A 19,544-nucleotide genomic window follows, 5' to 3' on the forward strand; every position below is an offset into this window, starting at 1 on the left:
AAATCCGCCGTTCGCACGTTTACGCGTTTACGAATGGCAATGCTCAAGAAGATCGGACGCCTTTTCATCATCAAGACACGCTTCGAAGCGTGGCTTGTGACCTATGCCATCGCGCTTGGCGCGGTGGAGCGCGGGCGGCTTTATCTGGAAACCTATCCGGGCTTCGGCGGCTGGCTGCTGTTCCTCGCCTGCACGGGCGTGGTGTTCATCGCGGGTGCCAAGATCCTCGATTCGGTGAAGCCGGCCGAGCCGCAGGTCGCCGCCGGGCCCTATCGGGCGGCGCTACGCCGCCGGGCGCCTATTGGTCGTAGTCGACCCACGCGCCTGCTGAACCGTCCTTCTTCAAGGTCACGGATTTCACGTCGCACAGATTGACGCCGGCCCAGGTGACGGGCGCGCCATCGACCTTGGCGCGGATGTCGAACGCGCAATCGTCGTCCTTGAACGTGACTGGCGCCTTTGCGCCGGGCGCGGGCGATGCCTGTAGCGCCTTCCAATCCTGAGTGCCGGCACGGCGGATCGAAACCTCCGCAAGCGGCACGGGCGTGCCGTTGACGAGGACGAAATTGCCCGCGCCGCCCGGTCCCGGAGCGGCGGCCGCGAGCATTGCTGCGAGGAAGCCCATGACGATCATGGGGCGCGACTATAACCTAGCCGCGCCCCGACGTTAATCCGGACTTTTGCCTAACCTGGTACCGCGCTTAAGCGGCGTTGAGCTCAGCGTAGCTCGGCCGCTTGCCGCTCCAGAATACCGGCGCTGCCGCCGGTCCCTGCGTCGCCGCTTCCTTGAGCGGGAGCGCCGTCGAGCAGAAAGCGCATTCGGCCGACACCCGGCCGATCAGCCAGTGGGTGCGGCCGCAGCCGGGGCAGTGATTGACTTCACCGTCATGATAGACGGCGTGATAACCGCGAGCGCTCGGGTTGTACGGATTCCGGCGCGCCTCGATCGAACTCAGCATGGTGCTTTCCTTCGAAACCATTTGGCCGTTCAACGAGCGACGAGTCGTTCGGTTTCACCGGTAGATTGTTCGCAGGCGCGGCTGTCCCATTGCGGGGCCATTTGTCTGTTCCGGCACAGGCGGGTTGCCGTTATGGATCAAACAGTCCGCAGGCGGAACGATTCGGCTGTGGATATTAACCATCTGTTAGCCAATAGGGTGGATGGTTCTAGGGTTCTCAGCGGAAGGGGACCGGGGTGGAATCGAACGAGCGTTACTATCGCCGGCGCGCATCGGAAGAGCGGATGGCCGCGCAGCGCGCGATCAGCGAGAATGCGCGCGCATGGCACGCGAAGCTAGCCGAGGACTTCGCCGAGCGGGCAATCGCCTGCACCGCACCTTCGCACTGCGTTCAAAGCGCGCTCGCCGGCTGACCTTGATTTCCTGAATATATCCGGCAACCACCGGCCGCGGTGGACGACTGGGAAAAGCACTTCGTAGAAAAGAGCCGCCGGCGCGCCGATAAGGAGCGCGCTGAGCGACGGCGCAAGCGCCAGAACGCCAGGATCGCGCTGGTCATGATTGTGCTGGTGCTGATCGGCTCGGTCGCAGCACTGGTCTTCTTGCGCTAGCCTAGGTCCGCGTCCGTTTCCTCGATGGCATCGAGCACCGCTTCAGGAGCGACGCGCTTCTTCATTTCCTCCACCTCGTGGCGCTCGCCCGGATGGATGTCCATCCGCTCGGCCATGGCCGACACGAGCTCGACGAGCTTGGTGATCTCGGCTTCGGCGAGCAGGCTGACCTGAAGGTCGAGCTCGGCCCGGCGCTGGGCGTTGGCCGACATGCGGTTCTGGGTGATCAGGATGAAGGTCGACAGGAAGATCGCCTCGACCGACGCGATCATTGCCAGCGTGACGAAGCTCGGGTCCCAGCGCGGCAGGCCGGGCACCCAGCCGAGATTGGCGAGGATCCACAGGCCGTAAATCGTGGCATGGATGTAGACGAAGGCCATGCTCCCGGCGAACCGAGTGATAGCGCGGGCGAGCTTCTGATCGAGCGCGGCGCGCTGCTCCTCCTCTTCGCGCCGGCGCCGCAAGGTATCGATGTTGCGCCGTAGCGCACTGTTAAGGGAGCCGTCCTCGTTCATAAGCCATGCCAACGAAAGCCGGAGCAGCAGCGTTCCGGTTGGTCGGCAATCGGGGTTGCGCCACCCGGCGGCTCCCCCTATGTCGCGCCGAGCCGTTTCCCGGCACCCGCGCGCCCGTAGCTCAGCTGGATAGAGCACCAGACTACGAATCTGGGGGTCAGAGGTTCGAATCCTTTCGGGCGCGCCATTTACTTCGCCGGCCGGTTCGCGTCGGCGATGACCTTTTCCAGCATTGCGTCGAGCGTTGGCCGGTCGAACAGCCGGCCGCGGGCGATTACCATGTTCGGACGCTTCAGTGCATCGAGGTTGCGGCTGGGGTCGGCGCCAAGCAGGATCAGGTCGGCCCGTGCGCCCGGCGCAATGGTCCCGAAATCGGCTTTCCAGCCGCGCGCGGAACCGCCGTTCGGAAGCGAACGGAAATAATCGCGCGGTACCACGGTCGCCGCCTTCAAGGCGTCCATGGGCGAAAGGCCGGCAGCGGCAAGCGCCCGCACTTCCTGGTGCAGGCCCGGACCCCAGATCTGAAATGCCTGAGCGGTGTCCGAGCCGGCCATCAGCGGCACGCGCGCATCACGCAGCGCTTTGACGATCCGCCGGCGGAGCTCGGTGAACGCGGCAGCGTCGGCAGCGGTGTAGCCCGCCTCCTTGAGCTCGCCCAATTGCGCAGCCCATTGCTTCAGCGCCTGGGGCGGGACGTAGCGAAAGTCCGGGTTCGTCATCAGCCGTTCGGCCGGAGTCGTCACGTCGGCGATCTTTTCGAACAGGGACAGAGTGGGCACCTGCCAAGACCGCGCAGCCGCGGCCTTGGCCGCGATTTGCGCGAGTTGGGTGTCGCTGACCTTCGAGGCGGTCGCAATCACCGGAGGCGGCGGAACTTGGCCCCAGTCGAGCGACTGCCCCGGCGCCACCAGCTTCACGATCTCGGCGATGAAGCCGTCGAGATGCTCGACCTGCTGGCCGGCAGTGAACGCTCGATCGAGCCCGACCGCATTGTTGACGTGTCCCGCGGTCGGAATCACGGCCTTGCGCGCTTCATCCGCGACGGCCTGCCAGACGAGAGGATCGCTGAGCTCGTGCGACTTGATGAGGTCGAACTGCGCCGCCGCCGCCTTGCGTACCGCCTCCCTTCCCTGCTCCGCAGTCGGCGTGTTCTTGTCGTGGAGAGCCGGCGCTGCGGCATAAAGACGCGGCCCGGCGAGCTCGCCGGCTTCGATCTTCCCACGGACCACGAGGTTGCCGGGGGATCCGGCCATGCCGCGTGCGGTCGTCACGCCGTGGGCCAGCATGACGGCGAGCGCCCGCTGGGCCGCATCGCCGGCCTCTCCGTTCACGGGCGACAGATGGATGTGCATGTCGACGAGGCCGGGCATCAGAGTCTGCCCGCGAGCGTCGATCCGGCGTGCGTTCGCCGGCACCTTGATACGGCTGCGCGGGCCGACCTGCTCGATGCGGTCGCCGCGCACGATCACCGTCTGGTCGGTGAGGCGCTCCGGGCCTTCCATCGGCAAGACGGTCGCGCCGACGATCGCCAGCGGTTCGGCGGGCTGGCCGAAAGCCGGCGTTGCCGCAAAGGCGCCAAGCGCCACAATGAGCCTTCGAAAATGCACGAGACCTCCCCCCTTGATGCCCACGCCTGCTGATGTGGCCACGCGCACCCCGGGTCCAGCCTCAGATCGACAAGGGCGCCACAGGCTTCGACCGGGAAGCAGTTGATGGCCGCCATGCCGCACATTGTGATTCCACTGATCTGCCCATAGTCACCGTCAAATGACGGCTGGCGGGTTGGATCGGTTTGCGAGGGCAAGACAAGGCGCCTGCGCCGCATGACGCAGCTGCTGTTCAGCCGGGCCGGCCGGTTCGCTTTAGGCGCGGCGTCTTTCGCGCTCATCCTGTTCCTGGTGCTGATCCAGGTCGACCAGTTCCGCGACGACCGGCAGTTGCGCGACCGGGTCGAGGAGTCGCACGCGGCCCAAGCGCAGCTGTACCAGTTGCTGAGCGTCCATCAGGACATTGAAACGGGGCAGCGCGGCTATGTGCTGACCGGCAATCGCGACTTCCTGCAGCCCTATGACGATGGCCGGGCGCGGACGGCGACCACCTTTGAAGCGCTGAAGCGGATGGCCCCCGCCAGTCCGCAGATCGCCCGCGAGCTGCCGGGGCTGGCGGAGTTGACCCGGGAGAAGCTCGCTTTTTCGCGGCAAGTCGTCCAGCTGCGCATGAACGGCCGCGGAGCCGAGGCCGTGGCGCTGATTTCCGCCGGCGAGGGCAAAAGGGTCATGGACCGGATCCGCGATCGGGTCCGTCGGCTTGTTAGCAGCGAACGACAACAGCTCGCGTCCCTCAGTGCAGAAGCGGCCGCGTCGCGCCAGCGCGTGCAGCTGATCAGCGGAGCGATCCAGCTGCTGCTCCTGGCGCTGCTCGCGTCGGCTTACGTTGCATATCTCGCCAACGTCCGGCGTCTGACGGAAGCAACGGCGGAAGCCGCCGACCAAAGCGCGCGACAGGCTGCCATTTTCGACGACGCCCTCGACGCCATGCTCGTGCTCGACGAGGACGGCTGCATCGAGGATTTGAACCCCGCCGCCGAGCGGCTGCTCGGCATGAGCGAAGGGGAGGCGCGCGGGCTGCCGATCACGCGGCTTCTGGCGATTCCCGCAAGGGACCGCACTGTTCGCGCGCTTCTGCACCGGCTGGCCAAGCCAGAGCGCGAGGCGCGGCGGGAGGTTCAGCAATTCATGGGCCGGCGGGCGGACGGATCGACCTTCGACGCCGATGTCGCGATCAGCCCCGTGCAGCTCGCCGACGGGCTGAAGTTCCTGCTGGCGGTCCGCGACGCGACCGAGCGGCGGCGGACGGAGCGGATGAAGACGGAATTCGTCTCAACCGTCAGTCACGAGCTTCGAACGCCGCTCACCTCGATCGCGGGCTCGCTGGGGCTGATCGCCGGCGGCGCGGTCGGCGCGATCGATCCGCGCGCAGCGAAGCTCATCGGCATCGCTCACACGAACAGCCAGCGGCTGGTGCGGCTGATCAACGACATCCTCGACATAGAGAAGATCGAGTCCGGCAAGATGGTGTTCGAGCAGCGCCCGCTGAACCTTCGGGAGCTGGTACAGAACTCCATTCAGTCGAACCTCGGCTTCGCACTGGGCGCGGGCGTCGAAGTCGCGCTTGAGCACGGCGGCGCAGACGCGATCGTCACCGCCGACCACGACCGCCTGGTCCAGGTGTTCACAAACCTTCTGTCGAACGCGATCAAGTTTTCGCCTGCCGGAGCAGCGGTGCGGGTGCGGATCACGCCGGGAACCGCAATGCACCGGGTCACGGTCAGCGACTGCGGACCGGGAATTCCCGAGGAGTTTCACGAGCGGATCTTCACCAAGTTCGCGCAGGCGGACAGCAGCGACACGCGCAGCAAGGGCGGGACGGGCCTGGGCCTTGCCATCGTCAAGGAGATCGTCGACCGGAGCGGCGGGGCGATCGCATTTCAGACGTCGGCAAAGGGCACGTCCTTCCACGTCGACCTGCCGGCTGCGCGCGATGACCGCAGCCGCGCCCGCTGCGTGCTCCTTCTCCAGGTCGACGAGCGGCTGAGTGCAGCGATCGCCGCATCGCTGGAGAAGCAGGGCATCGAGGTCGCGGTCGTGCGCGGCATCGACGAATTGTCGGAAGCGTCCGCGGCGCGAAGTTACGGGGCAATCCTGTTGGGGCTCCAGCTGGGTGGCGACGATGCGGCGCGGCTGGTGCGGCTAATCCGCACGCACCCGAACCTGGCCGGTGTGCCGATCCTCGCGTCGGCTGCCGGGGACGAGGAAGGCCAGGTTTCCCAAGCGCTGGCGGTGGTCGACTGGCTGAACAAGGCGCCCTCGGCCGCGGAGATCCGCCGAGGAGCGGAGCTTGTCACCGGCGCTGACGGAGAGGCTCGCGAACTGCATGTCCTGCACGTTGAAGACGACGACGACGTCATCCGTGTCGTCGAGGCGGCCTTTGGCGACCGGGCACGGATCACGGCGGCGCGCGATGCGGTCGAGGCGCGCACGGCCTTGGCAAGCGAAGCTGCCGACCTCGTCATCCTCGACCTTGCCTTGCCGGGCGAGAGCGGGCTCGAGCTGCTCCCCGACCTGCGGCGACCTGACGGCAGTCCGATACCGGTCGTCATCTATACCGCCAGTGATGAGGACCCGGAGACCGCGGCGCGGGTCGCGGCGATGCTGACCAAGTCCAAGGTCGAACTCGAAGATCTGGTCGGCACCGTGCTGCGGGTCGTCAAAGAAGAAAGACAAGCCTGAAGTGACCCAGCGAATCCTCTATGTCGACGATGAGCCGGACATCCGCGCGGTCGCGGAGATCGCGCTGCAGATCGACCCTGAGCTGGACGTGCGGACGTGCGGCAGCGGCCCGGAAGGCATCAGCACCGCGCTCGAATGGCAGCCGCACCTCATCATGCTGGACGTGATGATGCCGGGGATGGACGGGCCCGCTGTACTGCGCGCGCTTGGCGCGAACGATCGCACGAGCAGGATCCCGGTTGTGTTCATCACTGCGCGCACCCAGGCGGCCGACAAGAGCCGATTGATGGAAATGGGTGCGATCGGCGTCATCGCCAAGCCCTTCGACCCGATGGAGCTTGCGGCCACGGTGCGGGCCTACCTTCGCGAGGGAGCAAGTGACTGAGTTCGAAGAGCGGATGGCGGCTCTTCGGCAGCAATTCGTGGTTCGCTGCGCCGACAGGATAGAAGTGCTGCAGGACGCCCTGAGCCGGGACGACCGCGCGACCATCGCGTCGACCGCCCATGCGCTTGCGGGCACCGCCGGCATCTTCAGCTTCTCGGAACTCAGCCGCTCGGCCCGGCTGCTCGAGGAAGCAGCCGAGTCGCCCACAAGCGATTGCGAAGCGCTGAAAGCCTTGGCAGGCGACCTTGTGGAGCAACTCAAGACAATCGCAGGGGTTAAGGACTGAGTGCCACGATTATTGATTGCCGAAGACGACCCGCTGACGCTTGAGGGCATCAAGCTCCTGCTCGGCTCTTCCAACCACGAAGTGGTCGCGACCGTGTCCGACGGCGAAGCGGTGTTCGACGCGCTCGCAGCGAAGCGGCCCGACATGCTCCTGCTCGATTTCGACATGCCCAAGCGCAGCGGGCTCGACATCTTGCGGACGCTGCGCGAGCGCGGCGACAAGCGCCCCGTGGTGCTTCTGACCGGCAGCATCTCCGACAAGAGGGTCTATGAGGCGCTCCAGCTCGGCCTCAACGGACTGGTGATCAAGGCGGCGGCGCCGCAGCATCTCCTGACCTGCCTTGACGCCGTCGCCCAAGGACGGCGCTGGATCGAGCACGAGGTCCTTCAGCGCGCGATGGAGATCAGCCTCAATCCGGAAGGGGCAGCGTCCGACCCGCTCAAGCCGCTCAGCCCACGCGAGCGCGCGATCACCAGCCTGCTGCTCCAGGGCATGCGCAACAAGGAGATCGCGGGCGAGCTCGGCATCGGAGAAGGGACCGTGAAGGTCCACCTCCACAAGATCTTCGACAAGCTCGGCGTAAGCAGCCGGATGGAGCTGGCGCTGCTCGCGTACAAGGACGTCGCCTAGGACGTCCTGAGGCGGCTATATCGTCGGATATAGTCACCGCCTAACCAACGTACATGTCGATTTCGATAGTCGATGAATGTGGCTGCGCGCGGCAGCCTGCCAAATCCTGTTCCACCAGATCACACGAAGGAACGGAGTTTGGAAATGAAGAAGATCGCTCTTGCACTTATTGCCGCAGCAACGGCGCTCTCGGCCGTCCCGGCCGCCGCGCAGACCGCCACCGGCACCGTCAATGTCACCGGCACCGTTGCCGGCCGCTGCTCGATCATTGAAGCTGGCGTCGACAAGCAGACGTTCACCGGCAGCATCGACCTCGGCCGTCTCGACGCGGCGAACGGCACGCTTCGCAGCGACCTTGGTGGCGCTACGGCTGCCGACGGCAAGACGGTCGCCGCCCGCGTCGTCTGCACCAGCGCCAACCCGACGATCGGCGTCAGCGCCACCCGTCTGAACACCGGCGGCGCAATCGACCCGGGCGCCGGCTACTCGAACGACATCGACTATACCGCGTCGCTCAAGGTGAAGACCGCTGCCGCCACCACGCCGACCGAGGTCCAGTACAAGACCGACGTCAACACGACGATGGTGAAGCAGAAGCTGGCCGGCCGGATCGCCGGTGGCACCGACAATAACGTCGAGGTCAGCATCTCGGCGCTCAAGGCCGAGAACGGCGCCGCGAGCATCCTCAACGAGGGCACGTACCGCAGCGTCGTCAGCGTCTCGATCGAACCGACCATCTAACCAGCGGGTGGGGGGCAAGACCGGAGGGGCAACCCTCCGGTCCATTCCCCGCATCGTCTTCGTCCCAACCATTTCAGACTGGAACCGTGAAGCACCTCCTCTTCTTGCTCGTCACGCTGCTGACCGCCGGCACTGCCCATGCGCAGACTGCCCAAACGTCATATGCAGGCGGGCAGCCGGTCGAGCTCACGATCCCCGTCACTGCATCCGTCGGCGGCCGCTGCGGCTTCGCCGAGGGCGCTGCCCCGACCGGCACCTACACGCAGGCCGATTTCGACCGCCAAGGCCTTGCGGGCCAGTTCGACTTCTCCCTGAACTGCACCGGGCCGTCCCGGGTGGCGATCACCTCCGCCAACGGCGGGCTCCTCACCAACGCCTCGGTCCCGACCGGCTATGCCAACAAGGCCGATTATAGCGTCACGCTGAACCTGGTCGCGAACGACGGGTCGAGCGCCCAGGCGACCTGCTCTGCTTCAACCCTGGTCAGCGGCTCGGCCTGCGCCTTCGCTGGCGCGGCGACGACCAGCCAGGGCCTTCGCCTCGGCAGCGCCGCAGTGAACCAGGCGGGCTCGTACATCCGGGTCAGCGCTCCGGCTCGCAGCGGGTCGACCGTGCTGGTCGAAGGGACCTACACGGACGCGCTGACCGTGACCGTCAGCCCGGCACTTTGACGAGCAAAGGTTCGTTGGTGCAAACCTACGTCAGCATTCGGAGTTGCGTTGTGATTGCTAAGATCAAATCCTTTTTCGCCATCCTCCTCGCCGCATCGCTGATGCTGGCGCCGACACCCGCCACCGCGATGACCGTGCAACCGGTCGTGCTGAACCTGACCACCGGCGGGCGCGGGATGACGCAGACGATTACCGTGACGAATACGTTCAGCTACCCGCTGTCCGTCGAGCTTCGGATCGAGGAGCTTAGCGTCGACGCGAACGGCGTCCGCGGCACCGGCAAGACATCGGGCGACCTCCTCGTCTTCCCTCCGCAGGCGACGATCCAGCCGGGCCAGACCCAGTCGTTCCGCGTGCAATATGTCGGCGGTGGGAACCTGACCCGCAGCAAGCATTATTATGTCACCGTCGCGCAGCTTCCCGTGCAGCTGCAGCAGGGCCAGTCGGCCGTGCAGGTCTTGTACAATTTCCAGGTGCTGGTCAGCGTCGCCCCTGACGGCGTGAAGCCCGCGATCAAGGTGAACAGCGCCGAAGTCCAGCGCACCGCCGACGGCAAGTTCGTGCCCGTCGTAACCTTCAGCAATCCTTCGGCGGCGCACGGCTATCTCGCGAACGGCAGGCTCCGCCTCGTCCAGCGCGATGCGTCGGGCCGCGAAGTCTACAAGCACAATTACAGCGCGCCGGAGGTCCAGCAGGCGATCGGCTACGGCCTCGTTGGCGCCGGCCAGGAACGCCGCGTGACGCTGCCGCTGGAGCTGCCGGGCAGCGGCCCAATCGAAGTGCAGTACACGCCGGACAATTGATGCGCTCGACGGCCCGCCTTTTCCTGCTGTGCGGCTGCGCAGCGCTGGCCCCGCTCGCGCCCGCGCATGCGCAGCCGAAAGCGCGCGCCGGGCAGCTGGTCATCGCCGGGGACGGCAGCGACGCCAACCCGACCGCGCGGACCGTCACCCTGACCGTGCCGCTGCGCGACCAGGGGCGGAACGTCGGCGACCTCATCATCGACATCGATCCCGACGACAGCATCCGCGTTCCGTCAGGCCGCCTGCTCGACCTGCTCTCCAATGTGCTCGACGAAAAGGCGCTTGCCGGGCTCCGCAAGGCCGGAAACCTGACCACCTCCGAACTCGCCAAGGCGGGCGTGGCGCTGAAGTACAATGCGCAGGAACTTGCGGTCGACCTCCAAGTGGCCGCCGACCGCCGCGCGTCCCGCAGCGTCGACGTGAGCAACTTCGACGAGCAGATGGTCGGCGAGGCGCTGAAGCCGGCGAAGTTCAGCGGCTTTCTGAACCTCCGCAGCAACCTCGACTATCTGCATGGCGACGGCGGCTTACAGAAGCCGGTCACCTTCTTGGACGGCGCCGTCCGCCTGCTCGGCGTAGTCGCCGAAGGCGAGGCCTTGTGGCAGCCCGGCGAAAGCGGCCGCACCTTCTACCGAGCGGGATCGCGGCTGGTGCACGACGACCGATCTCGGCTGATGCGCTGGACAGCCGGCGACCTGCAGCCGGTCGGCCGCGGTTTCCAGTCGGTCCCGCAGCTTGCCGGCCTGTCGGTCTACCGGTCCTACAACGTGCTCCAGCCGCAGCGGATCTCGCGTCCGCGCGGCGACCGCAGCTTCGTCCTGACCCGCCCCTCGACGGTCGAGGTGCAGGTCAACGGGCAGCTCATCCGCCGGCTCCAGCTCGAACCCGGCAGCTATGACCTGCGCGACTTTCCGTTCACGCAGGGCGCGAACGACGTCCGCCTCGTGGTGCTCGACGATGCCGGCCGTTCGCAGGTCTTCCGCTTCAACATCTTCCTCGACCAGTCGCAGCTCGGCAGGGGGCTAACCGAATTCGGCCTCTACAGCGGCGTCCTTGCCTCGTCGGGCGTGCGCGGTCCCGATTACACCAAGTCCTTCGCGACGAGCGGCTTCATCCGCCACGGGTTCAGCGAAAATCTGACGCTCGGTGCCAACTTCCAGGGTGACCGGCGCGTCCAGATGGGCGGCTTCGAAGGCATCTGGTCGAGCCCGCTCGGCACCGTCTCGGGCACGTTCGGCCTGTCGAACCGGCGCGGCGGCGGCATCGGCCATGCGGCGCTCGTCACCTTCCAGCGCGTCATCAACCGCCCCGGCGGCGAAGCCGATTCGCTCAACCTGTTCTTCGAGAAGCGCAGCCGCGAGTTCGCGGTCCTCGGTGTCATTGAGCCGCTGAACCTGTTCGCGTGGGAAGCCGGCGGCGGCTACTCGCGGGCGCTGACCGACAACATCTTTGCGGCAGTCGACGGACGCTATTCCCGCGGTCGCGGCACCCAGACCGACATTTACAACGCGCGGGGGACCCTGGGCGTGCGGATCAGCGACGCGCTGACGCTGGCGGCGGAGGCGCGTTGGGAGCGGGATACGTTCGAGCGCCGGGTATCCGGGCTGATCACCGCAACCTGGCGCATCGGCCGCTATTCGAACGCACGCGCAGAATATGACACGCGCTTCAATCGCGCCCGGCTGTCTTACTCGACCTTCCGAGGGCACGGCGTCGGCGCTTACAATATCATCGCCGATCTCGACCGCAGCGCGGCAGGCGCCGGCGCGAACGTGACGGCGAGCTATGTCGCCAACCGCGCGGAGCTGGGCTTCAGCCACTTCGGCAGCTTCGAAAAGGACTTCGGCTCGTCGGTCAGCCAGCGGTCGTCGATCCGGGTCGGCACCGCCCTCGCCTTCGCCGACGGCAGCTTTTCGATCGGCAGACCCGTCTACGACAGTTTCGCGGTCGTGCGGGGCCATCCGAGCCTCCGCCGCGCCTCAGTCGAGGTCGACCGGACGCCGTTCGGCTATATCGCGGAAACCGGCAAGCTCGGCACCGCGCTCCACCCCGCGCTCTCCTCCTATCTCGACCGCACGATCGTGGTCGACGCACCGGAAGCGCCAGCGACGGCCGACCTTGGGCAGGGCACGTTCCGGTTGTTCCCCGCCTATCATAGCGGCCACGTGCTGACGGTCGGGTCCGCATACAACGTCACCGCAGTCGGCCAGCTGACCAATTCTGACGGCGCGGCGCTGTCGCTGATCACCGGCACCATCCGCGAGATCGGCAAGAAAGACGCGCGCGAAGTGGCGGTCTTCACCAATCGCGAAGGCCGGTTCGGCGCCGTCGGGCTCGCGCCCGGGCGGTGGCAGATCCAGATGAACGACGAGCAGAAGAGCAGCTTCGTCATCGACATCCCGAGGGACGCGGAGGGCGTCCTGACCGTCGGCGAGCTGCGGCCGTCGGCGAGAAGCGAATAGGAACGGAAACATGAAGTTGGTTCGCATCTTGGCGGCATTCGGGGGAATGCTGCTCGCACTCGCGGCGCAGCCGGCACTGGCGCAGACCGCCTGCGGCGTGACCGGGCAGGCGCAGGCCTCCTCGTCGATCACCTACGATCCGTTCGGTCCGAACGGCCTGCAGCAGATCACCGTGCCCCTGGTCCTGACGCGCTATGCGTCGGGATCGGCGAAGACGCAGACGGTGAACTTCGTCCTCACCAAGCCGGCCAACACGCCCAATTACCAGGTGCTCTACCAGGGTGTGTCCGTACTCTATACGGAAGGCGCAACCGGCGGGCGGCCGACGATCGGCTCGCAGAACCCGGGCGAGATCAGTTACAATTTCGGCGGTGCGTCAGCGCCGGACACGTCGACGCCCTTCAACCTGGTCGTCACCGTGCCCGCCGGGCTGGACCTTTCGGCTGGCCAGCCGATCCGCTTCGACATCCTCTACGTCTGCAACGGCACGGGCGGCATGCGCGACGTGGCGGTCCCGACCAAGCTTACCAGCGCCATCCAGATCAATGTCAACGTGCTGAGCGCGCTTCAGGCCAGCTATGTCGGGCCGGCGCTCGACTTCGGCGAGATCGGCACCAAGACCAGCGCCCAGGTCGCGAGCGACCCGGGTCCGCGCACTGGCTATATCCGGGTCGCAAGCTCGGGCCCCTATTCCGTCGAGATGCGGTCGGAGAAGGGTTACAAGCTAAGCTACCCCGGCGGGAACACCAGCCTTGCCACCCAGTCGATCGGCTATCAGGCGGCACTGCTCGGCCAGACCCGCAGCCCGGCCAACACCACCACAGTGCGCCAAGTCTGCAGCCGCGCCGGCCTTTCCGGCAGTGCGCCCAGCCAGGGCATCCGCATCCCGCTGGTTGCGACTTTGCTGGAAGGGGGTCAGGGCAAGCTGCCCTCGCCGAACTACCAGGACAATCTGATCGTCACGATCACGCCGCTGGTCGATCCGCAGTCCGGCGCCAGCTGCGGCGCGCCCTAGATTTCGGGCGCAACGGTGATCCGCGGAAGGCGGTCCGGCGCCGAGTCCGGCTGATCGCTAAGTGTCGTCCTGAGGTCGACGCGCGGCAAGCTGTTGCACCGCCAGGCCGGTGAGCCGGTCGCCGACGGGGCGGTCCAGCAGCTGGCGGGAACGAACCCGCTCACCTCGACGCCAAGGCCGACCTGCTGGTGGCCCACGGGCGCTTGCAGGGAAGCGGCGACGGCGACTGCGAATAAGCTGAGGTGCGGCAACTCTTGTCCTCCGGATCCTGCCTCTTGGGTAGGCTGCACTCGTAAACTCTTTGTGTAAAGCGCGCTCCTTGCAGCGCAGCGTGACCGGAAATGGATTTGTCGCGAGCGCTTTCAGACGCGGCAATTTGCTTTTAGAGCCTTTGGCTCATGCGACGGCTTCTTATCATCGGCGTGACTGCGGTCGCCGGCTGCTCCACCCCCGGCGGGCCCTATCCTTCGCTGGCGCCCCGTGCGGCAGAGGCGATCGACCCGCGCGTCGACGTCGTCAGGCCGCTTAACGACAAGCCCGTCAGCGCGACCATGGCCGCCCAACTCGCCGCCCTGGCAGGCCAGGCGCGCGCCGGCGATGCCGCCTTTGCGCCGGCCATCGCCGAGGCGGAGCGGCTCGCGACCGCGGCCGGTGCTCGCCAGAGTGAAAGCTGGATTGCCGCGCAGCAGGCGCTGTCCGCCGCCATTGCCGCTCGTCGCCCAACGGCGCTCGCATTGTCCGATGTCGATGCAATCGCCGCGAGCGCCTTGATAAGCCAGGGCGGAATCGCGCCGAACGACCTGGCCGCGATCCGATCTGCGGCCGAAGAAATCGCCGGGATTGCACGGCGGCAGACGGACCGCGTCGACGCAGTCCAGAACCGCTTGCGCTAGCTAAGCGCCGCAGCCCGCGCCGCCGGCCATCCGGCCGCGTCGATCCAGTAGACAATCGACGGATTAAGCTCCGGCCCGAAGCGGGTGTCGATGAAGTCGAGGTCGGCGCGCCGCTTCATGCCGAGCCGTTCCATCAGGCCCCAGCTGCCCTCATTTCCCGCGACGGTGAGCGCGATGACTTCCGGATAGTCGAAGCGGCCGAATGCGAGGTCGAGGCTGGCGATCGCCGCTTCCTTGGCGATCCCCTGCCCCCACGCGCTCTCGCGCAGCCGCCAGCCGACCTCGGCGGTGCCGGTGAGGTCGCCCGCGCCCGGCGAATTGACGCGCTTCAGGCCGCAGAAGCCGAGCAGCTCGCCATCGCTCTTGCGCTCGACGATCCAGAAAGTGTGGCCGAAGTCGCGGCTAAAGCCGCTGATCCGCTGATAGGCGGCTTCCCACTCGTCGCGCGACTGGGCGCCGCCGAGGTGGCGCATCACCGCCGGCGTGTTCAGTGCCTCGTAGAAACGCTCGGCATCGCCGTCCTGCCACTCGCGAAGAATCAGGCGCTCGGTCTCGGCGGCGATCTCAGCCATTGATCAGGCGAGCGGCGTCGAGCGCGTGATAGGTCAGCACCCCGGTCGCGCCGGCCCGCTTGAAGGCGAGCAAGGTCTCGAGGATCAGCGCGTCGCGGTCACCGGCGCCTGCCGCCGCGGCATGTTCGATCATCGCATACTCGCCGCTCACCTGGTAAGCGAAGGTCGGCGCGCCGAACGCATCCTTCACCCGCGTCACGACGTCCAGATAGGGTAGGCCCGGCTTCACCATCACCATGTCGGCGCCCTCGGCGAGATCGAGCTCGACCTCGCGCAGCGCTTCTTCGATATTGGCCGGGTTCATCTGGTAGCCGCGCTTGTCGCCCTTCAGGCGGCCCTGGCTGCCCACCGCTTCGCGAAACGGCCCGTAGAAAGCCGACGCATATTTGGCCGAATAGGCCATGATGGCAACGTTGCAGTGGCCGTCCCGCTCGAGCGCCGCGCGGATCGCGCCGACGCGCCCGTCCATCATGTCCGACGGGGCGACGATGTCCGCCCCCGCTTCCGCCTGGACCAGCGCCTGCTGCACGAGGATGTCGACCGTATCGTCGTTGATGACGTTCCCCGCCGCGTCAGTCAGGCCGTCGTGGCCGTGCGCGGTATAAGGATCGAGCGCGACGTCGGTGAGCACGCCGATGTCGGGCACCGCATCCTTGATGGCGCGGATGGCGTTGCAGATCAGGTTTTCGCGGTTCAGCGCCTCGCGCGCATCGTCGGTGCGCAGATCGTCGGGCGTGTTCGGGAACAAGGCGACGCAGGGGATGCCGAGGTTGGCGGCTTCGCGTGCCTTTGCGCCGAGCCGGTCGACGCTCCAGCGGCTGACGCCAGGAAGGGCGCCGATCGGCTGTTCGCACTGGCGGCCTTCGCAGATGAAGACGGGCCAGATGAAATCGCTGGGGTGAAGCCGGTTTTCGGCAAGCATGGAGCGCATCCATGCGCTCGAGCGGCCGCGGCGCAGGCGGAGAGAGGGGAAGGAGGACATGGCGGCGCTCCTAGCGTCATTCCAACAAAAGCGGGAATCCCGCTTGTGCGGGAACAAGACGGCCGGCCCTCCGCTTTCGCGGGGGTGACGGGCGAACTTCCCAAGCAGGCGATCCTGATCGTGAACGCGGCGAGCCGCAGGGGCGCGGAAGCGTTTGAACCCGCGCGCGAAAAGCTTGCCGCCGCCGGCATCGAGCTGCTCGATGCACGCGCCGTCGAGGAACCGGAGACCCTGCCCGGAGAGATCACTTCTGCGATCGATCGCGCGCCGATGGTGATCGTCGGCGGCGGCGACGGCACGCTGTCGGAAAGCATCGACTATTTCCTCGGCACCGGCACGGTGTTCGCCTTCCTTCCGCTCGGCACCGCCAACAGCTTCGCTCGGACGCTGGGCTTCCCGCTCGACCTCGACGGCGCCGTCGGCGTGATCGCCAACGGGGAACCGCGCAAGATCGACCTGGCGGCGATCAACGGCGACTATTTCCTCAACAATGCCGCACTCGGCCTGGCGCCCGTTGTTGCGGAGACCGTGCCGCATGGCCTGAAGAAGCTGCTCGGCCGCACCGGCTATTTGCTGTGGGCCGGATGGTCGGCGGCAAGCTTCAAGGCCTTCCGGCTGAAGATCGAGGCCGAGACCGGGACCCATCGATTGTGGGCGACCGAGGCGCGAATCGCCAACGGCCGCTTCCACGGCGGCGTCGAGCTCATCGAAAGCGCCGACTTACACAGCGGCGAAGTGGTGATTCAGGCCGTCGAGGGCCGCAGCCTCATCAAGCTCGGCTGGAGCTATTTTGCGAGCGCGGCCAAGCTCAAGTCGCGCCAAGACAATGTCCGGGAATTCCATGGCAAGCGGATGCGCGTGTCTACCCGCCCCAGCATGCGCGTGTCGATCGATGGAGAACTTGGGCCCGAGACGCCTTTCGAGGTGAGCGTGCTTGCCGACGCTGTCACGGTGGCGGCGCCGCGGGGCGCCTAGCCGGCCGGTTTCAACGCGCCGCCAGGCTCGCGGGTGGCGAGCGCCTCTTCGGTGCACTCGTGCTCGCTCGGCCGCTCGTCGATGGTCATGCTCGCCTCACGCCAGCCGCCGTGGAGGTAGATGGCGACGGCGAGCGCAAGGTTGATGCAGGAGGTGACCGGGAAGCTGGTCCAGATCGCATCGGCGCCGAGCGAGTCGTAGGTCGCCAAAATATAACCGAAGCGAACCGGCACTAGGCCGATGGCGAGCACGATCAGCGGTACCCATACGGCCCCATTGGCGCGGACCGTTCCGAACAGCACCATCATCACGCCGAACAGCAGGAAATTCCATGTCGCGACCACGTGGATGTGGCGGGCGATCGGCAACGCCGGACTGTCAGCGCCCATGAACAAGGCCAGCACCGCGCGGTCGGCAAGCGTCAGCGCGACGATCAGGACGCTGGTGATCGCCAGCGTCTGGACGATGCCGACGCTGGTAATCCGGCCGACGCGGTCCCAGCGGCCGGCGCCGATATTCTGCGCCGCCATCGCGCTGACTGCTGCGCCGAGCGCCATCGCCGGCATCTGGACATAGGTCCACAGCTGCATGGCGACGCCGAACGCGGCCGTTGTCGCCACCCCTTCGCGGTTGACAAGGCCGACCAGCGCCAGCGCCGACACCGAGATGATGATCATCTGCAGGCCCATGGGCAGGCCTTTGACGACGATCGTCTTCAGCAGCTTCATGTCGCACCACAAATAGCGGAGCTCGGGTCCGCGGAGGCGAAGCGGCAGGTCGCGGATGTAAATGTAAGCGATCAGGGCGACGAAGGCGGCATAGTTGGAGATGAGCGTCGCCATGGCCGAGCCGGCGATCCCAAGCCGCGGAGCCGGGCCAAGGCCGAGGATGAAGACCGGGTTGAGGCCGCTGTCGAGGACGACCGCGAGAATCATGAACCACAAGGGCGTCAGACTGTCCCCCGCCCCGCGCAGGGCCATCATGGCGATGGTCAGCAGCAGCATCGGCGGCATCGCCAGGAAGATCACCCGCAGATAATCCAGCGCGAGCGGTGCGGCTTCCGCCGGCGTGCCGAGCAGCCTCAGGATCGCTGGCGCGAGTGAATAGCCGGCGGCGGCGATGATGATGGTGATGACCAGGAAGGACCCGCCCGCGGTGCCGAAGATCCGCCGCGCCCGATCGACGTCCTTGCGGCCCCATGCCTGGCCGACGAGGATGGTCGCGGCCATGCCGAAGCCGAACACGAAGGCGGTAAGCAGGAACATCACCATGTTGGCGTTCGAGGTCGCGGCAAGCGCGCCTTCGCCGAGGAATCGCCCGACCCAAATGGCGTTGATCGTGCCGTTCAGCGACTGGAGGATGGAACTGGCGAGCGTCGGCAGCGCGAAAGCCAGCAGGGTCTTGCCAATCGGCCCCTGCGTCAGGTCGCCGCGTGCCGCCCCGCCCCTAGCTGCTCCTGCGTCCGCCATACGCTCCTCGTAGTGCCGCGCCGAAAATGAAGGCCCGGCGCTTCGGGTGAAGCACCGGGCCTTGTCTTGTCCAGCGCTGGAAGGCGCTGAGACTTACTTGGAGATCGTGCCGACGACGCCGGCGCCGACCGTGCGGCCGCCTTCGCGGATCGCGAAGCGGAGGCCCGGGTCCATGGCGATCGGAGCGATCAGCTTCACGCCGAGGCTGACGTTGTCGCCCGGCATGACCATCTCGGTGCCTTCCGGCAGCTGCACTTCGCCCGTCACGTCGGTCGTGCGGAAGTAGAACTGCGGACGGTAGTTCGCGAAGAACGGCGTGTGACGGCCGCCCTCGTCCTTCGACAGGACGTAGACTTCCGCCTGGAAGTCGGTGTGCGGCGTGATCGAGCCCGGCTTGCAGAGAACCTGGCCGCGCTCGACGTCCTCACGGCCGACGCCGCGGAGCAGCGCGCCGATGTTGTCGCCGGCCTGGCCCTGGTCGAGCAGCTTGCGGAACATTTCGACGCCGGTGACGACGGTCTTCTGGGTGTCGCGGATGCCGACGATCTCGACTTCCTCGCCGACCTTGATGATGCCGGTTTCGACACGGCCGGTGACGACGGTGCCGCGGCCCGAGATCGAGAACACGTCTTCGATCGGCATCAGGAACGGCTTGTCGAGCGGACGCTCCGGGGTCGGGATCCAGTCGTCGACCGCCTTCATCAGCTCCATGATCTTCTCGTCGCCGATGTTCTGGTCACGGTCTTCGAGAACCGCGAGCGCCGAACCGGCAACGATCGGAATATTGTCGCCGTCGAAGCCGCGCTTCGAAAGCTCTTCACGGATTTCCAGCTCGACGAGCTCGAGAAGCTCGGGATCGTCGACCTGATCGACCTTGTTGAGGAAGACGACCATCGTCGGAACGCCAACCTGGGCCGCGAGCAGGATGTGCTCCTTCGTCTGCGGCATCGGGCCGTCAGCGGCCGACACGACCAGGATCGCGCCGTCCATCTGGGCGGCGCCGGTGATCATGTTCTTCACATAGTCGGCGTGGCCCGGGCAATCGACGTGCGCATAGTGGCGAGCTTCGGTCTCATACTCGACGTGAGCGGTCGAGATGGTGATGCCGCGCTCGCGCTCTTCCGGCGCCTTGTCGATGTTGGCGAAGTCAACGGCTTCACCGCCGCCGTGCTTCGACAGCACCTTGGTGATCGCCGCGGTCAGCGACGTCTTGCCATGGTCGACGTGACCGATGGTCCCGATGTTCACGTGCGGCTTGTTCCGCTCGAATTTCGCCTTTGCCATTT

The 19,544-nt window shown here is 66.6% G+C and carries 23 protein-coding genes and 1 tRNA gene; 15 read left to right on the forward strand and 9 right to left on the reverse strand.

Features of this window, described 5'->3' with window-relative positions; all coding sequences use genetic code 11:
* Positions 1–39 precede the first annotated feature (39 nt).
* Entirely contained in the window at positions 40–375 is a 336-nt protein-coding gene (locus VIL42_02070; GenBank protein ID HEY8591632.1) for a hypothetical protein, read from the forward strand.
* On the opposite strand, the gene VIL42_02075 is transcribed toward VIL42_02070, so the two are convergent.
* Positions 299–634: a hypothetical protein gene (locus tag VIL42_02075; protein ID HEY8591633.1), complete on the reverse strand. Its 336-nt coding sequence runs from the start codon at positions 632–634 to the stop codon at positions 299–301. The genes VIL42_02070 and VIL42_02075 overlap by 77 nt on opposite strands.
* A 67-nt stretch (positions 635–701) precedes the next feature.
* Complete coding sequence (locus VIL42_02080) at positions 702–959, reverse strand: hypothetical protein (protein ID HEY8591634.1); 258 nt, start codon at positions 957–959, stop codon at positions 702–704.
* Between the two features lie 236 nt (positions 960–1,195).
* Between VIL42_02080 and VIL42_02085 the strand changes: the two genes are divergently transcribed.
* Together VIL42_02085 and VIL42_02090 are read left to right on the forward strand one after the other, a co-directional pair.
* The gene (locus VIL42_02085) at positions 1,196–1,372 is read left to right on the forward strand and encodes a hypothetical protein (GenBank protein HEY8591635.1); all 177 of its coding nucleotides are present in this window, start codon (positions 1,196–1,198) and stop codon (positions 1,370–1,372) included.
* A gap of 39 nt (positions 1,373–1,411) precedes the next feature.
* On the forward strand, positions 1,412–1,570 hold the full coding sequence (locus tag VIL42_02090) for a hypothetical protein (GenBank protein ID HEY8591636.1): 159 nt from the start codon (positions 1,412–1,414) through the stop codon (positions 1,568–1,570).
* Here VIL42_02090 and VIL42_02095 read toward each other — a convergent pair.
* Positions 1,567–2,085, reverse strand: a complete 519-nt coding sequence (locus VIL42_02095) for a DUF1003 domain-containing protein (GenBank protein ID HEY8591637.1) — start codon at positions 2,083–2,085, stop codon at positions 1,567–1,569. The genes VIL42_02090 and VIL42_02095 overlap by 4 nt on opposite strands.
* Before the next feature lie 110 nt (positions 2,086–2,195).
* Here VIL42_02095 and VIL42_02100 point away from each other — a divergent pair.
* Positions 2,196–2,272 (forward strand) — tRNA-Arg (locus VIL42_02100).
* A 1-nt stretch (position 2,273) separates the two neighbouring features.
* On the opposite strand, the gene VIL42_02105 is transcribed toward VIL42_02100, so the two are convergent.
* Positions 2,274–3,692, reverse strand: a complete 1,419-nt coding sequence (locus tag VIL42_02105; GenBank protein HEY8591638.1) for an amidohydrolase family protein — start codon at positions 3,690–3,692, stop codon at positions 2,274–2,276.
* A 216-nt stretch (positions 3,693–3,908) separates the two neighbouring features.
* Between VIL42_02105 and VIL42_02110 the strand changes: the two genes are divergently transcribed.
* The 9 genes from VIL42_02110 to VIL42_02150 all read left to right on the forward strand — a co-directional run bounded on the left by VIL42_02110 (position 3,909) and on the right by VIL42_02150 (position 13,367).
* Entirely contained in the window at positions 3,909–6,374 is a 2,466-nt protein-coding gene (locus tag VIL42_02110) for a CHASE3 domain-containing protein (GenBank protein ID HEY8591639.1), read from the forward strand.
* Position 6,375: 1 nt separating this feature from the next.
* Positions 6,376–6,759, forward strand: a complete 384-nt coding sequence (locus VIL42_02115; GenBank protein HEY8591640.1) for a response regulator — start codon at positions 6,376–6,378, stop codon at positions 6,757–6,759.
* Positions 6,752–7,045 carry an Hpt domain-containing protein gene (locus VIL42_02120; protein ID HEY8591641.1) on the forward strand — a complete coding sequence of 98 codons (294 nt, stop codon included), beginning with the start codon at positions 6,752–6,754 and terminating at the stop codon, positions 7,043–7,045. Before VIL42_02115 ends, VIL42_02120 begins: the two co-directional genes overlap by 8 nt.
* Positions 7,046–7,675 (forward strand): response regulator transcription factor, encoded by a 630-nt coding sequence (locus VIL42_02125; GenBank protein HEY8591642.1) that lies wholly within the window; start codon positions 7,046–7,048, stop codon positions 7,673–7,675.
* 144 nt (positions 7,676–7,819) lie between these two features.
* Positions 7,820–8,416 carry a hypothetical protein gene (locus VIL42_02130; protein ID HEY8591643.1) on the forward strand — a complete coding sequence of 199 codons (597 nt, stop codon included), beginning with the start codon at positions 7,820–7,822 and terminating at the stop codon, positions 8,414–8,416.
* An 86-nt stretch (positions 8,417–8,502) separates the two neighbouring features.
* The gene (locus VIL42_02135) at positions 8,503–9,087 is read left to right on the forward strand and encodes a hypothetical protein (protein HEY8591644.1); all 585 of its coding nucleotides are present in this window, start codon (positions 8,503–8,505) and stop codon (positions 9,085–9,087) included.
* Positions 9,088–9,137: 50 nt separating this feature from the next.
* The gene (locus VIL42_02140) at positions 9,138–9,890 is read left to right on the forward strand and encodes a fimbria/pilus periplasmic chaperone (GenBank protein HEY8591645.1); all 753 of its coding nucleotides are present in this window, start codon (positions 9,138–9,140) and stop codon (positions 9,888–9,890) included.
* Positions 9,890–12,352 (forward strand): fimbrial biogenesis outer membrane usher protein, encoded by a 2,463-nt coding sequence (locus tag VIL42_02145; GenBank protein ID HEY8591646.1) that lies wholly within the window; start codon positions 9,890–9,892, stop codon positions 12,350–12,352. Before VIL42_02140 ends, VIL42_02145 begins: the two co-directional genes overlap by 1 nt.
* Positions 12,353–12,362: 10 nt before the next feature.
* Positions 12,363–13,367, forward strand: coding sequence for a hypothetical protein (locus VIL42_02150; GenBank protein ID HEY8591647.1), 1,005 nt, complete (start codon positions 12,363–12,365; stop codon positions 13,365–13,367).
* Here the strand turns inward: VIL42_02150 and VIL42_02155 are convergent.
* The gene (locus VIL42_02155; protein ID HEY8591648.1) at positions 13,364–13,618 is read right to left on the reverse strand and encodes a hypothetical protein; all 255 of its coding nucleotides are present in this window, start codon (positions 13,616–13,618) and stop codon (positions 13,364–13,366) included. The two genes, VIL42_02150 and VIL42_02155, sit on opposite strands and share 4 nt — an antisense overlap.
* A 147-nt stretch (positions 13,619–13,765) precedes the next feature.
* Here VIL42_02155 and VIL42_02160 point away from each other — a divergent pair, with 147 nt between their 5' ends.
* A complete protein-coding gene (locus VIL42_02160; GenBank protein HEY8591649.1) occupies positions 13,766–14,260 on the forward strand; it encodes a hypothetical protein in 495 nt (164 codons plus the stop codon).
* Here VIL42_02160 and VIL42_02165 read toward each other — a convergent pair.
* Entirely contained in the window at positions 14,257–14,832 is a 576-nt protein-coding gene (locus VIL42_02165) for a GNAT family N-acetyltransferase (GenBank protein ID HEY8591650.1), read from the reverse strand. The genes VIL42_02160 and VIL42_02165 overlap by 4 nt on opposite strands.
* Positions 14,825–15,814, reverse strand: a complete 990-nt coding sequence (hemB, locus tag VIL42_02170) for a porphobilinogen synthase (protein HEY8591651.1) — start codon at positions 15,812–15,814, stop codon at positions 14,825–14,827. The genes VIL42_02165 and hemB overlap by 8 nt, the downstream gene beginning before the upstream one ends.
* A 45-nt stretch (positions 15,815–15,859) precedes the next feature.
* Here hemB and VIL42_02175 point away from each other — a divergent pair, with 45 nt between their 5' ends.
* Positions 15,860–16,789: a YegS/Rv2252/BmrU family lipid kinase gene (locus VIL42_02175; GenBank protein ID HEY8591652.1), complete on the forward strand. Its 930-nt coding sequence runs from the start codon at positions 15,860–15,862 to the stop codon at positions 16,787–16,789.
* Here the strand turns inward: VIL42_02175 and VIL42_02180 are convergent.
* Together VIL42_02180 and tuf are read right to left on the reverse strand one after the other, a co-directional pair.
* Positions 16,786–18,258, reverse strand: a complete 1,473-nt coding sequence (locus tag VIL42_02180; GenBank protein ID HEY8591653.1) for an MATE family efflux transporter — start codon at positions 18,256–18,258, stop codon at positions 16,786–16,788. The two genes, VIL42_02175 and VIL42_02180, sit on opposite strands and share 4 nt — an antisense overlap.
* A 93-nt stretch (positions 18,259–18,351) precedes the next feature.
* Positions 18,352–19,542 carry an elongation factor Tu gene (gene tuf / locus VIL42_02185; protein ID HEY8591654.1) on the reverse strand — a complete coding sequence of 397 codons (1,191 nt, stop codon included), beginning with the start codon at positions 19,540–19,542 and terminating at the stop codon, positions 18,352–18,354.
* Positions 19,543–19,544: the final 2 nt, after the last annotated feature.

The organism is Sphingomicrobium sp., assembly GCA_036563485.1.
Classification (GTDB): Bacteria; Pseudomonadota; Alphaproteobacteria; order Sphingomonadales; family Sphingomonadaceae; genus Sphingomicrobium.

Coding starts and splice junctions, on each gene's coding strand:
- VIL42_02075 (HEY8591633.1), bottom strand. CDS start 634: ATGATCGTCATGGGCTTCCTCGCAGCAATGCTCGCGGCCGCCGCTCCG.
- VIL42_02130 (HEY8591643.1), top strand. CDS start 7,820: ATGAAGAAGATCGCTCTTGCACTTATTGCCGCAGCAACGGCGCTCTCG.
- VIL42_02150 (HEY8591647.1), top strand. CDS start 12,363: ATGAAGTTGGTTCGCATCTTGGCGGCATTCGGGGGAATGCTGCTCGCA.
- VIL42_02110 (HEY8591639.1), top strand. CDS start 3,909: ATGACGCAGCTGCTGTTCAGCCGGGCCGGCCGGTTCGCTTTAGGCGCG.
- VIL42_02070 (HEY8591632.1), top strand. CDS start 40: ATGCTCAAGAAGATCGGACGCCTTTTCATCATCAAGACACGCTTCGAA.
- VIL42_02165 (HEY8591650.1), bottom strand. CDS start 14,832: ATGGCTGAGATCGCCGCCGAGACCGAGCGCCTGATTCTTCGCGAGTGG.
- VIL42_02180 (HEY8591653.1), bottom strand. CDS start 18,258: ATGGCGGACGCAGGAGCAGCTAGGGGCGGGGCGGCACGCGGCGACCTG.
- tuf (HEY8591654.1), bottom strand. CDS start 19,542: ATGGCAAAGGCGAAATTCGAGCGGAACAAGCCGCACGTGAACATCGGG.
- hemB (HEY8591651.1), bottom strand. CDS start 15,814: ATGTCCTCCTTCCCCTCTCTCCGCCTGCGCCGCGGCCGCTCGAGCGCA.
- VIL42_02145 (HEY8591646.1), top strand. CDS start 9,890: ATGCGCTCGACGGCCCGCCTTTTCCTGCTGTGCGGCTGCGCAGCGCTG.
- VIL42_02080 (HEY8591634.1), bottom strand. CDS start 959: ATGCTGAGTTCGATCGAGGCGCGCCGGAATCCGTACAACCCGAGCGCT.
- VIL42_02095 (HEY8591637.1), bottom strand. CDS start 2,085: ATGAACGAGGACGGCTCCCTTAACAGTGCGCTACGGCGCAACATCGAT.
- VIL42_02160 (HEY8591649.1), top strand. CDS start 13,766: ATGCGACGGCTTCTTATCATCGGCGTGACTGCGGTCGCCGGCTGCTCC.